This is a genomic window from Pseudomonas putida (genome assembly GCF_028682395.1).
GTDB classification, from domain to species: Bacteria; Pseudomonadota; Gammaproteobacteria; order Pseudomonadales; family Pseudomonadaceae; genus Aquipseudomonas; species Aquipseudomonas putida_AB.
Window position 1 is genome coordinate 189,145 of sequence record NZ_JANHLC010000008.1, and the last position, 12,471, is coordinate 201,615.

The 12,471-nt window shown below is 62.1% G+C and carries 14 protein-coding genes; 6 read left to right on the top strand and 8 right to left on the bottom strand.

Annotated elements, in window-relative coordinates:
• The 5 genes from rng to mreB form a co-directional block, all read right to left on the bottom strand.
• Positions 1–1,458, bottom strand: coding sequence for a ribonuclease G (gene rng / locus NPS46_RS19085; protein WP_274109881.1), 1,458 nt, complete (start codon positions 1,456–1,458; stop codon positions 1–3).
• A 46-nt stretch (positions 1,459–1,504) separates the two neighbouring features.
• Complete coding sequence (locus NPS46_RS19090) at positions 1,505–2,113, bottom strand: Maf family protein (RefSeq protein WP_274109883.1); 609 nt, start codon at positions 2,111–2,113, stop codon at positions 1,505–1,507.
• Between the two features lie 51 nt (positions 2,114–2,164).
• Positions 2,165–2,653 carry a rod shape-determining protein MreD gene (gene mreD, locus NPS46_RS19095; protein WP_274109885.1) on the bottom strand — a complete coding sequence of 163 codons (489 nt, stop codon included), beginning with the start codon at positions 2,651–2,653 and terminating at the stop codon, positions 2,165–2,167.
• Positions 2,653–3,654 (bottom strand): rod shape-determining protein MreC, encoded by a 1,002-nt coding sequence (gene mreC / locus NPS46_RS19100; RefSeq protein WP_425312763.1) that lies wholly within the window; start codon positions 3,652–3,654, stop codon positions 2,653–2,655. The genes mreD and mreC overlap by 1 nt, the downstream gene beginning before the upstream one ends.
• Positions 3,655–3,826: 172 nt before the next feature.
• The gene (gene mreB / locus NPS46_RS19105) at positions 3,827–4,864 is read right to left on the bottom strand and encodes a rod shape-determining protein MreB (protein WP_002555108.1); all 1,038 of its coding nucleotides are present in this window, start codon (positions 4,862–4,864) and stop codon (positions 3,827–3,829) included.
• A 221-nt stretch (positions 4,865–5,085) separates the two neighbouring features.
• Between mreB and gatC the strand changes: the two genes are divergently transcribed.
• The 6 genes from gatC to NPS46_RS19135 all read left to right on the top strand — a co-directional run bounded on the left by gatC (position 5,086) and on the right by NPS46_RS19135 (position 10,237).
• The gene (gatC, locus tag NPS46_RS19110) at positions 5,086–5,373 is read left to right on the top strand and encodes an Asp-tRNA(Asn)/Glu-tRNA(Gln) amidotransferase subunit GatC (RefSeq protein WP_274109887.1); all 288 of its coding nucleotides are present in this window, start codon (positions 5,086–5,088) and stop codon (positions 5,371–5,373) included.
• A gap of 16 nt (positions 5,374–5,389) precedes the next feature.
• Positions 5,390–6,841, top strand: coding sequence for an Asp-tRNA(Asn)/Glu-tRNA(Gln) amidotransferase subunit GatA (gatA, locus tag NPS46_RS19115; RefSeq protein ID WP_274109889.1), 1,452 nt, complete (start codon positions 5,390–5,392; stop codon positions 6,839–6,841).
• A 10-nt stretch (positions 6,842–6,851) separates the two neighbouring features.
• On the top strand, positions 6,852–8,297 hold the full coding sequence (gatB, locus tag NPS46_RS19120; protein WP_274109891.1) for an Asp-tRNA(Asn)/Glu-tRNA(Gln) amidotransferase subunit GatB: 1,446 nt from the start codon (positions 6,852–6,854) through the stop codon (positions 8,295–8,297).
• A 79-nt stretch (positions 8,298–8,376) separates the two neighbouring features.
• Positions 8,377–8,748, top strand: coding sequence for a septal ring lytic transglycosylase RlpA family protein (locus tag NPS46_RS19125; RefSeq protein WP_274109893.1), 372 nt, complete (start codon positions 8,377–8,379; stop codon positions 8,746–8,748).
• A 74-nt stretch (positions 8,749–8,822) separates the two neighbouring features.
• Complete coding sequence (locus NPS46_RS19130; RefSeq protein ID WP_425312764.1) at positions 8,823–9,857, top strand: calcium/sodium antiporter; 1,035 nt, start codon at positions 8,823–8,825, stop codon at positions 9,855–9,857.
• Positions 9,854–10,237, top strand: a complete 384-nt coding sequence (locus NPS46_RS19135) for a carboxymuconolactone decarboxylase family protein (RefSeq protein WP_274109895.1) — start codon at positions 9,854–9,856, stop codon at positions 10,235–10,237. The genes NPS46_RS19130 and NPS46_RS19135 overlap by 4 nt, the downstream gene beginning before the upstream one ends.
• Before the next feature lie 16 nt (positions 10,238–10,253).
• Here NPS46_RS19135 and NPS46_RS19140 read toward each other — a convergent pair whose 3' ends face one another.
• The 3 genes from NPS46_RS19140 to NPS46_RS19150 form a co-directional block, all read right to left on the bottom strand.
• Positions 10,254–11,195 (bottom strand): AEC family transporter, encoded by a 942-nt coding sequence (locus tag NPS46_RS19140; RefSeq protein ID WP_274109897.1) that lies wholly within the window; start codon positions 11,193–11,195, stop codon positions 10,254–10,256.
• 88 nt (positions 11,196–11,283) lie between these two features.
• On the bottom strand, positions 11,284–11,757 hold the full coding sequence (locus NPS46_RS19145) for a WbuC family cupin fold metalloprotein (protein ID WP_274109899.1): 474 nt from the start codon (positions 11,755–11,757) through the stop codon (positions 11,284–11,286).
• A gap of 2 nt (positions 11,758–11,759) precedes the next feature.
• Positions 11,760–12,317, bottom strand: coding sequence for a hypoxanthine-guanine phosphoribosyltransferase (locus NPS46_RS19150; protein WP_274109901.1), 558 nt, complete (start codon positions 12,315–12,317; stop codon positions 11,760–11,762).
• Positions 12,318–12,471 lie beyond the last annotated feature (154 nt).

A 12,471-nucleotide genomic window follows, 5' to 3' on the forward strand; every position in this document is an offset into this window, starting at 1 on the left:
TCAGAGCAGCACCACGTCGTATTGTTCCTGGGAATACATGGTTTCGACCTGAAAACGAATGGTCCTACCGATAAAGCTCTCCAGTTCCGCTACATTCCCTGACTCTTCATCGAGCAGCCGGTCAACCACCTTCTGGTTGGCGAGCACCCGATACCCCTCGGCCTGATAGGCCCGCGCCTCGCGCAGGATCTCCCGGAAAATCTCATAACAAATGGTTTCCGGGGTCTTCAGTTTGCCGCGGCCCTGGCAACTGCTGCACGGCTCGCACAGCACCTGCTCAAGGCTCTCGCGGGTGCGCTTGCGGGTCATTTGCACCAGGCCCAGCTCGGTGATCCCGATGATATTGGTCTTGGCGTGATCGCGTTCCAGTTGCTTTTCCAGGGTCCGCAGTACCTGACGCTGGTGCTCCTCGTCCTCCATATCGATGAAGTCGATAATGATGATCCCGCCCAGATTGCGCAGCCGCAGTTGACGAGCAATCGCGGTAGCCGCTTCGAGGTTGGTCTTGAAAATGGTTTCTTCGAGGTTGCGATGCCCGACGAACGCCCCGGTATTGACGTCGATGGTGCTCATGGCTTCCGCCGGATCGACGACCAGGTAGCCACCGGACTTGAGCGGCACCTTGCGCTCAAGGGCCTTCTGGATTTCATCCTCGACCCCATACAGGTCAAAGATCGGCCGCTCGCCCGGATAATGTTCGAGGCGATCGGCGATTTCCGGCATCAATTCGGCAACAAACTGCGTGGTTTTCTGGAAGGTTTCCCGAGAGTCGATCCGGATCTTCTCGATCTTCGGGCTGACCAGATCGCGCAGGGTGCGCAGGGCCAGGCCCAGGTCCTCATAGATCACGCTGGGCGCGCCGATGGTCTGGATCTGCGCGCCGATCTGATCCCACAGGCGCCGCAGATAGCGGATATCCATCAGGATCTCGTCGGCCCCGGCGCCTTCGGCGGCGGTGCGCAGGATAAATCCGCCCGCTTCCTTGATACCTTCGGCGGCGACACAATCGCTGACCACCTTCTTCAAGCGCTCGCGTTCGCTTTCATCCTCGATTTTCAGGGAGATGCCGACGTGGGCAGTCTTGGGCATGTACACCAGGTAGCGCGAAGGAATCGACAGCTGCGTGGTCAGGCGCGCACCCTTGGTGCCAATGGGGTCCTTGGTGACCTGGACCACCAGGCTCTGCCCTTCATGGACCAACGCGCTGATGCTTTCCACGGCCGGGCCTTCGCGCATGGAAATTTCCGAGGCATGGATGAACGCCGCGCGATCCAGGCCGATATCGATGAATGCCGCCTGCATGCCCGGCAGAACCCGGACCACCTTGCCTTTATAGATATTGCCAACGATCCCGCGGCGCAGGGTGCGCTCGACATGTACTTCCTGCAGGACACCGTTTTCGACCACCGCCACGCGCGATTCCATCGGCGTAATGTTGATCAGAATCTCTTCACTCATGGCTGGGTCTCGTTCTGGCATGTTCACACGATGTGCCGGTCGGCAATCAGCGCTCGCTCGGTTTTTGCCAACAGGGTATGCCGAAATGGCCAAGCAGTTCTGCGGTTTCGCATACGGGCAGGCCCACCACGGCAGAATAACTGCCATTCAGGCCGGCGACGAACACCCCGCCCAGCCCCTGGATCCCGTATCCACCGGCCTTGTCCCGGGGTTCACCGCTGGCCCAGTAGGCCTTGGCTTCGTCCTGTGAAATCGGCCGAAAACGCACGCGACTACTGACCACCCGGGTTTCCCGACGACGACTGTCGAGCAAGGCAATGGCAGTCAGGACCTCATGCTCGCGCCCAGACAAAGCCAGTAGCATTTCTACGGCGTCCGCCTCATGCAATGGCTTGCCGAGGATGCGCCCATCGAGCACCACGGCCGTATCCGCCCCCAGCACGCAGAACGGCGTGGAGGGCTGCTCGTTGTTCGCCAGGCACGCATATCCCGCCGCCGCCTTGCCGAGCGCCAAGCGCTCGACATAGGCAGCAGGGGATTCATGGGGCAATGGGGTTTCATCGATGGCGGCGTTCACTTGGGTGAACGGCACGCCGATCTGGGTCAGCAATTCACGGCGACGGGGTGAGCCGGAAGCCAGGTAGAGCGCGTTCATCAAGACAGCTCCATGCCGGGATGGGCGACCAGAACATGGCTCGCAATCCACTCAATTGATTTTGTAGCGACGGCTCAGGCCACGCAGGCCAAAACTGATCCATGGCCACAACAGGGCACTGACCAGGGCCGGCAGCACCAGCGCCAGGGTTGGCTGGCGGTTGCCCGTCAAGGCGCTGAGCCAGAGCTGGACCAGCTGTGCCAGACCGAACACCACCAGGATCACCAGGCTTTGCTGCCACATCGGGAACATCCGCAGTCGCTGCTGCAGGGACAGGACCAGGAACGTGATCAGGGTCAGGATCAGGGCGTTCTGCCCCAGCAACGTGCCGTAGAGCACGTCCTCAGCCAGACCCAGCATCCAGGCCGTGACCATGCCGACCTTGTGCGGCAAGGCCAACGCCCAGAATGCCAGCAACAATGCCAGCCACAGTGGACGGAGCACTTCCATGAACTGCGGCAGCGGCGAAACACTGAGCAACAGGCCAATGGCAAATGTCAGCCAAACGATCCAGCCATTACGCGAGTGGGTGGCGACCATTATTCCTGCCTCCGGGGGCTGGCCGGCGCCGCAGCTGCTGGCTTGACGGGTTTGACCGGCGGTTTGACGACAGCGGCCGGTGCCGCAGGAGCGACGACCGGCGCGGCCGCCGGCGGGGTGACGCTGGCTGGCGGCAGCACCGGACCGTTTTCGCCATTGCGCTCGGCCTCCTGGGCTCGCGCGGCGTCATTGGCACGCTCTTCGGGAGTGCGACTGTCGCTGAACACCAACAACAGGTAGCGGCTGCGATTGAGCGCAGCCGTCGGCACGGCCCGCACAATGGCGAACGGTTGCCCGGAATCGTGGATCACTTCCTTGACCGTCGCCACCGGATAACCCGCCGGGAAGCGCTGGCCCAGGCCGGAGCTGACCAACAGGTCGCCTTCCTTGATATCGGCGGTATCGGCGACATGGCGCAGTTCCAGGCGCTCCGGGTTTCCGGTGCCGCTGGCAATGGCACGCAGGCCATTGCGATTGACCTGTACGGGAATACTGTGGGTGGTGTCGGTCAGCAACAATACACGGGAGGTGTACGGCATCAGCTCGACCACCTGGCCCATCAGGCCGCGGGCATCGAGCACCGGCTGGCCGAGGACCACGCCATTGCGCTCACCCTTGTTGATGATGATGCGATGGGTAAAGGGATTGGGGTCCATGCCGATCAGCTCGGCCACTTCGACCTTCTCGTTGACCAGCTCGGAGGAGTTGAGCAACTCGCGCAGGCGGACGTTCTGCTCGGTCAAGGCCGCCAGCTTCTGCAGACGCCCCTGCAACAGCAAGGCTTCGGTACGTAGTTTTTCGTTCTCGGCGACCAACTCGGTACGGCTGCCAAACTGGCTGGCCACACCCTGCCACAGACGCTGGGGCAGATCGGTAATCCAATAGGACTGCATCAGTACAAGGGAGATCTGGCTGCGAACCGGCTTGAGAACGGTAAAGCGGGCATCGACCACCATTAACGCGACCGATAGCACCGCCAGCACCAGCAGGCGCACGCCCAGTGAGGGCCCTTTGGTGAAAAGCGGTTTAATAAGCCGCTCCTTCGAGCTGGATATTCAATGTGTTCATACAGCTTCAAACCGGCCTGGATAAAGATTGATTGAATACAAACGACAACAGGCAGCACTGCAAAGTGCTACCTGCTGGCGGTAACCCATGGGCATCCGGCGCGACTTATTCGCTGGAAAGCAGATCCATGGTGTGTTTATCCATCATTTCCAATGCACGACCGCCACCGCGAGCCACGCAGGTCAGTGGATCTTCGGCAACGATCACCGGCAGGCCGGTTTCCTGGGCCAGCAGCTTGTCGAGGTCGCGCAGCAAGGCGCCACCACCGGTCAGCACCAGGCCACGCTCGGCGATATCCGAAGCCAGTTCCGGCGGCGATTGCTCCAGGGCGCTTTTCACCGCCTGAACGATGGTCGCCAGGGACTCTTGCAGAGCCTCCAGCACTTCGTTGGAGTTCAGGGTGAAGGCACGTGGAACACCTTCGGCCAGGTTACGGCCGCGGACATCCACTTCACGGACTTCGCCACCCGGGTAAGCGGTGCCGATTTCCTGCTTGATCCGCTCGGCAGTCGATTCGCCGATCAGACTGCCGTAGTTGCGGCGTACATAGGTAATGATTGCTTCGTCGAAACGGTCGCCACCCACCCGTACGGATTCGGCATACACCACACCGTTCAGGGAGATCAGTGCGATTTCGGTGGTACCACCCCCGATATCGACGACCATCGAACCGCGGGCTTCTTCGACCGGCAGACCGGCACCGATAGCGGCGGCCATGGGTTCTTCGATCAGGAACACCTCACGTGCACCGGCACCCAGGGCCGATTCACGGATGGCCCGGCGCTCGACCTGGGTCGATTTGCAAGGCACGCAGATCAGCACTCGCGGGCTGGGCTGCAGGAAACTGTTTTCATGCACCTTGTTGATGAAGTACTGCAGCATTTTCTCGCAAACGCTGAAGTCGGCGATCACGCCGTCTTTCATCGGACGAATGGCAGCAATATTGCCAGGTGTACGGCCGAGCATACGCTTGGCTTCGGTGCCGACGGCAACGACACTTTTCTGATTGCCATGGGTACGAATGGCCACAACCGATGGCTCATTCAGGACGATACCGCGCTCACGCACGTAAATAAGGGTGTTGGCAGTGCCCAGGTCAATGGAAAGATCACTGGAAAACATGCCACGCAGTTTCTTGAACATGGGAAAGGGACCCTAGGCAACGCGTGGGTAAAAAAGTGCGGCAAACTCTAACAACGACAGGGATTTTGGGCAAGGCGCCAATATGTTAAATTAGCCGTTTTTCTGTGCCCCAAACCCCACAATCGCGGCCATAGACCGTAGAAATGCGGTAGTGTTCCGACAATCTAACACATGCACCTACATACGGACGTTGTCCGTTCGACCTTCCACTGGAGATTCCCATGGCGCTTGAACGCTCCGACGTGGAAAAAATCGCACATCTGGCCTGCCTTGGCCTCAATGATGCCGATCTTCCACACATCACTTCGGCCCTGAACAGCATTCTCGGGCTGGTCGATGCAATGCAAGCGGTCGATACCGACGGTATCGAGCCCCTGGCCCACCCACTGGAAGCCAGCCAGCGCCTGCGTGCCGACATCGTCACCGAGCACAATCAGCGCGAGGCCTACCAGGCCATCGCCCCAGCGGTCGAAAACGGCCTGTACCTGGTTCCGAAAGTCATCGACTAAAGGGAAAGAGCCTGCAATGCATCAATTGACTCTGGCCGAGATCGCACGCGGACTCGCCGACAAGAAATTCTCCTCCGAGGAGCTGACCCAGACCCTGCTGGCGCGCATTACCCAGCTAGATCCCCAGCTCAACAGCTTTATCAGCCTTACCGAAGAGTCCGCGCTCGCCCAGGCCCGCGCCGCCGACGTACGCCGTGCCAAGGGTGAAAGCGGCGCCCTGCTCGGTGCGCCCATCGCCCACAAAGACCTGTTCTGCACCCAGGGCATCCGCACCAGTTGCGGCTCGAAGATGCTCGACAACTTCAAGGCCCCGTACGACGCCACCGTGGTCGCCAAACTGGCCGAAGCCGGGGCCGTGAGCCTGGGCAAGACCAACATGGACGAATTCGCCATGGGCTCGGGCAACGAATCGAGCTACTACGGCGCAGCCAAAAACCCTTGGGACCTGGAACGCGTGCCCGGCGGTTCCTCCGGCGGCTCCGCGGCGGCAGTGGCGGCCCGCCTGTTGCCGGCGGCCACCGGCACCGACACCGGCGGTTCGATCCGCCAGCCCGCGGCGCTGACCAACCTCACCGGCCTGAAACCGACCTATGGGCGCGTTTCACGCTGGGGCATGATTGCCTACGCCTCCAGCCTCGACCAGGGCGGCCCGCTTGCGCGCACGGCCGAAGACTGCGCGCTGCTGCTGCAAGGCATGGCCGGCTTCGACCCCAAAGACTCCACCAGCATCGACGAACCCGTACCGAACTACAGCGCCAACCTCGGCGATTCGTTGCAGGGCCTGCGCATCGGTGTGCCGAAGGAATACTTCAGCGCCGGTCTCGACCCGCGCATCGCCACCCTGATCCAGGACAGCGTCAAGGCCCTGGAAAAACTCGGCGCGGTCATCAAGGAAATCAGCCTGCCGAACATGCAGCACGCCATTCCCGCGTACTACGTGATCGCCCCGGCCGAGGCCTCCTCCAACCTGTCGCGTTTCGACGGCGTGCGCTTCGGCTATCGCTGCGCGGCCCCCAAGGACCTGGAAGACCTCTACAAGCGTTCGCGTGGCGAAGCGTTCGGCGCCGAAGTCCAGCGCCGGATCATGGTCGGCGCCTATGCGCTGTCCGCCGGCTACTACGACGCCTACTACCTCAAGGCGCAGAAGATCCGCCGCCTGATCAAGAACGACTTCATGAGCGCCTTCACCGAGGTCGACATCATCCTCGGCCCGACCACGCCCAACCCGGCCTGGAAGATTGGCGACAAGAGCAGCGACCCGATCGCCGCCTACCTGGAAGACGTCTACACCATCACCGCCAACCTCGCAGGCCTGCCGGGCCTGTCGATGCCGGCCGGTTTCGTCGACGGCCTGCCGGTCGGCGTGCAATTGCTGGCCCCGTACTTCCAGGAAGGCCGCCTGCTCAACGTTGCGCACCAGTACCAGCTGAATAGCGACTGGCACACGCGCACACCTACCGGCTTCTGAGGAGACACATATGCAATGGGAAGTCGTCATCGGGCTGGAGATTCACACCCAGCTCGCCACCCAATCGAAGATTTTCTCCGGTAGCGCCACCACCTTCGGTGCCGAGCCCAATACCCAGGCCAGCCTGGTCGACCTGGGCATGCCCGGCGTACTGCCGGTCCTGAACCAGGAAGCCGTGCGCATGGCCGTGATGTTCGGCCTGGCCATCGACGCCGAGATCGGCCAGCACAACGTGTTCGCCCGCAAGAACTACTTCTACCCGGACCTGCCCAAGGGCTACCAGATCAGCCAGATGGAATTGCCGATCGTCGGCAAGGGCTACCTGGATATCCCGCTGGAAGACGGCACCGTCAAGCGCGTCGGCATCACGCGCGCGCACCTGGAAGAAGATGCGGGCAAGAGCCTGCACGAAGAGTTCAACGGCGCCAGCGGCATCGACCTGAACCGCGCGGGCACACCGCTGCTGGAAATCGTGTCCGAGCCGGATATGCGCAATGCCAAGGAAGCCGTGGCCTACGTCAAGGCGATCCACGCCATGGTGCGTTACCTGGGTATCTGCGACGGCAACATGGCCGAAGGCTCGCTGCGTTGCGACTGCAACGTGTCGGTGCGCCCCAAGGGCCAGGCCGAATTCGGCACCCGCTGCGAGATCAAGAACGTCAACTCGTTCCGCTTTATCGAGAAGGCGATCAACACCGAAGTCCGGCGCCAGATCGAGCTGATCGAAGACGGCGGCAAGGTCATCCAGCAGACCCGCCTGTACGATCCGAACAAGGACGAAACCCGTCCAATGCGCAGCAAGGAAGAAGCCAACGACTATCGTTACTTCCCCGATCCTGACCTGCTGCCTGTGGTGCTCGAGGACGCGTTCCTCAACGAAGTCCGCGCCACCCTGCCCGAGCTGCCGCCGCAGAAGCGCGAACGCTTCCAGTCGCAGTTCGGGCTGTCGGTCTACGACGCCAGCGTGCTGGCTTCGAGCCGCGAGCAGGCTGATTACTTCGAGCAGGTGGTCAGCATCGGCGGCGACGCCAAGCTGGCGGCCAACTGGGTCATGGTCGAGCTGGGCAGCCTGCTGAACAAGCTGGGGATCGAAATCGAGCAATCGCCGGTCAGCGCCGAGCAACTAGGCGGCATGCTGTTGCGCATCAAGGACAACACCATCTCCGGCAAGATCGCCAAGATGGTCTTTGAAGCCATGGCCAACGGCGAAGGCAGTGCCGACGAGATCATCGAGAAACGCGGCCTCAAGCAGGTCACCGACAGTGGGGCGATCGAGAAGGTCCTGGACGAAGTGCTCGCGGCCAACGCCGAGCAGGTCGAACAGTACCGCGCCGCCGATGAAGCCAAGCGCGGCAAGATGTTCGGTTTCTTCGTCGGCCAGGCCATGAAAGCCTCCAAAGGCAAGGCCAACCCGCAGCAAGTGAACGAACTGCTCAAGAGCAAGCTCGAAGGCTAGGCACTCTCCGCCCCCTCGGGAGCGGGTTCGCTGGTGGCATCCGCAAGGGTGCCGCCAGTCCCTTGTCCGGAACCGCGCCATGAAACGCCTGTTTCTTTTCAGCGTCCTGCTCTGCCTCCTCGCCGGCTGCTCCAGCCAGCGTGTCGATCCCCATGGCTATGACGCCGAGGGCATCGCCTCTTACTACGGCGCTCGCCATCACGGCAAACGTACCGCCAGCGGCGAACCCTTCGACCAGCACGCCCTGACTGCCGCCCATCGGCAACTGCCGTTTGGCACGCGCGTGCGGGTGACCAACCTGAGTAATGACCGCAGCGTCGTGGTGCGTATCAATGATCGCGGCCCCCATACCCGCGGACGATTGATCGACCTTTCACACCAGGCCGCCGAGCAATTGGGTATGCTGCGCAGCGGCACCGCCCGCGTGCGCGTGCAAAGCCTCGACGACTGACCTGGAGCCCGATCATTTTTGGATTGAGCGCTGTTTCCCCCTTTAGCCTGCTGCAACTGATCGGCGGCCTGATCCTGTTGATTGCCGGTGCGGAACTGCTGGTACGCGCGGCTGTGCGCCTGGCGGCACGGCTGCATGTACGCCCGTTGCTGATCGGCCTGAGCATCGTGGCCCTGGGCAGCAGTGCCCCGCAGATGGCCGTCAGCCTGCAGGCAGCCTTTGCCCAAAGCAGCGATATCGCGGTCGGCAGCGTGATCGGCAGTAATATTTTCAATAGCCTGGTGGTGATCGGCCTATCGGCACTGATCATCCCCCTGCGCGTGGCGCGCCAGCTGATCCGCCTGGATATTCCCGGCATGATCCTCGCCAGTTCCCTGGTCTTTATCCTGGCGCTGGACGAGGCCTTCAGCCGACTCGACGGCGTACTGCTGCTGGCCTTGCTGGCGCTGTACCTCGGCCTGTTGCTACGCCAGTCCCGTCACTCCGCGCGCGCCTCCAGCCACCACCCAGCACCGCCGCGGCGCGCGCCCTGGCTCAGTAGCCTGGCCCTGATGCTGTGCGGCTTGCTGCTGTTGATCGGCGCCGGCCACCTGCTGCTCGACGCGGCCGTGGAAGTGGCCACCGACCTGGGCTTGTCGGAGCGCATCATCGGCTTGACCGTGGTCGCCGTCAGCACCTCGCTTCCGGGCCTGGCCACCTCGCTGATCGCGGCCCTGCGCGGCCAGCGCGATATCGCCGTGGGCAACGTGATTGGCAGCAATCTCTTCAATCTACTGGGCGTGCTCGGGATTACCGCCCTCGTCGCACCGACCCCGCTGTCGGTCTCGCCCAATGCCCTGGATTTCGACCTACCGGTGATGCTCGGCGTCGCCGCGCTCTGCCTGCCGGTGTTCTATAGCGGCTATCGGGTCACCCGGGCCGAAGGGTTGGTCTTTCTCGGCCTGTACCTGGTGTACGGGCTGCATGTGGTGACGTTCACCACCGGCATGCCGCTGGCGGCGCGCCTGGAAAACCTGATGCTGTTTTACATCCTGCCGGCGCTCGTGGCGTTTCTGCTGTTCTCTTCGCTGCGGGCCTGGCGTCGTCAACATCACAAGGAGACACCATGAGCGATCACCCCAAAGCGTCCGGCGTTGAAATGCGTCGCCAGGTCATGGGCGATGCCTTTGTCGACAGAGCGCTGGGTAATGCCACCGAGTTCACCCAACCCCTGCAGGACTTTGTCAATGAGCATGCCTGGGGCGGGGTCTGGAACCGCGAAGGCCTGCCACTCAAGACCCGCAGCCTGATCACCCTCGCCGCCCTGACCGCCCTCAAGTGCCCGCAGGAACTCAAGGGCCATGTACGCGGCGCGTTGAACAATGGCTGCACGGTGGAGGAGATTCGCGAAGCGCTGCTGCATTGCGCGGTCTATGCCGGCGTACCGGCGGCCATCGATGCCTTCCGCGCCGCCCAGGAAGTGATCGACACCTACCAGCCACCCAGCTGATACCCCGTGGCGGCGGTTACATCCAGCCGCCCAGTTGCAGCACGAAGATCCCGATATTAGTGGTGATCGCCGCCATCAGCGTGGTCATCACGATAATCGCCGCCGCCAGGTCGTGGTTGCCGTTGGCCGCTCGCGCCATCACAAAGCTCGCCGCAGCGGTCGGGCTGGCAAAGTACAGGAACAGGATCCCCAACTCCGGCCCGCGAAAGCCGAACAGCCACGCGCCCAGGGTCGCAAGCAACGGCAAGGTGATCATCTTCAGCAGGCTGGCACTGAGCGCCAACCGGCCGCTGGTGCGCAACGAAGCCAGCGACAAGGTGCCGCCGATACAGATCAGCGCCAGTGGCAAGGTCAACTGCGCCAGGTACTCACCGCTGGTCTGCAACCAGCCCGGCAGGCCAATCTGGAACACGGCGAAAGGGATGGCCGTGAGCACCGCAATGATCAACGGGTTCTTCACCACGCTTTTGCAGATGCTCCAGGGGTCGGACTTGATGTTCGGGCTATACACCGCCAACACCACGGTCGACAGCGTGTTGTAGAGCAGAATCACCAGGCCGGCGAGGATCGCCCCGAGGGAGATGCCGTAGCTGCCATAGAGCATGGCCGCCAACGCCAGGCCGATAATCGCGTTGTTGCCACGAAAGGCGCCCTGGGTATAGATCCCCCGATCCTCACGCGGACAACGCCAGAGCGCCCAACCCCAAGCGCCGGCAAAGCAGACCAGGGTCGCCACGGTGAAGTAACCGAGCAGGCGAGGCTGCCAGGCCGAATGCAGATCCGCGTGGATGATCCCCAGAAACAACAACGCCGGCATGCTGACATTGAAGACCAGCGCCGACGCGGTGTGGATAAAGCTGTCGTTGATCAGCGCCAATCGCTTGAGCACCACCCCCAGAAACAGCATGGCGAACACCGGGGCGGTGATATTGAGTGTCTGCAGGAAAATGGCCAGCATGCCGATCGAACCCGATGGTTATCGTTAGGCAGCGAATGATAAGCCAGCAGCCGCGCCAAAGCCTCTACTTCAGGGCCTGGTGCGCCATTCAATCGAACTGGCGGCGCATCCACGCCTGGTATTCGGCCACACCGGCGTCGCCTTCACGTGGCGCCCAGGGCGCCAACTCGCCATCACCGACCGGCCGATACGGCCCGGCCTTGCACTCGAACATCAAGCTGTCGGCTTCCAGCGCCACCAGGCCGTGGAACACCCCGGCCGGCAGATCGACGCCCAGGCATTCGCCACCGGCCTGCAACACGCGCCTGGCCAGAACGGCACCGGACTCGTCGAAGATCAGCACGCCCAGACGTCCCTTGAGGACCAGCAAGGTCTCGGCCTTGTCGGCACTTAAATGGCGATGGGGAGGTACGTAGGTAGAAGGTTGCAGCGCCACGGCCATGCGATGGCAGGGTTCTTCCATCTGGTGGAAGTTGTGGTGCTGACGGCCGCGGGGATTGGCCGCGGCCTGGGCGGCCAGCTCGCTGAACAATGACTGATCGAGGAAACTGGCCTGGCCCATGGTTACAGGCCCTTGACCGCGAAGATGCCTGCGGCGTTGCGCCAGTAGCCCTTGTAGTCCATGCCGTAGCCAAAGATGTAGCGATCGATGCACGGCAGCCCGACGTAGTCGGCCTTCAGATCGGGACGGGCCTTGCGGTCATGGTCCTTGTCGATCAGTACCGCGGTATGCACGGCACGGGCGCCGGCATGTTTGCAGAAATCGATAATGGCGCCGAGGGTATGCCCTTCATCGAGGATGTCATCGATGATCAACACGTCGCGGTCGATAAACGAGACTTCCGGCTTGGCCTTCCAGAACAGATCGCCGCCGCTGGTTTCATTGCGATAGCGCGTGGCGTGCAAGTACGAGGCTTCCAGTGGGAAATCGAGGTGGGTCAGCAGCTTGCCGGCGAAAATCAGCCCGCCATTCATCACGCAGAACACCACTGGGTTGCGCTCGGCCAGATCGGCGTTGATCCGCGCGCCGACTTCGGCGATGGCCGCTTCGACTTCGGCATTGGTGTACAGGCAGTCAGCTTCGCGCTTGACTTGACGGATATGCTCGAGATCAGCGGACATGTCGCTCTCCAAGGGGGGCTGTGCAAGAAAAGCCGGCAAAGGTACGCATCCGGCGGGGTCAGATCAAGCGTTTATGGACTAACGTACAGCTTGTCTATAGGACATAAACCCCGGATAGATTAATCTAGCCGGGTTTTTTTGCCCGCCCCGGAGT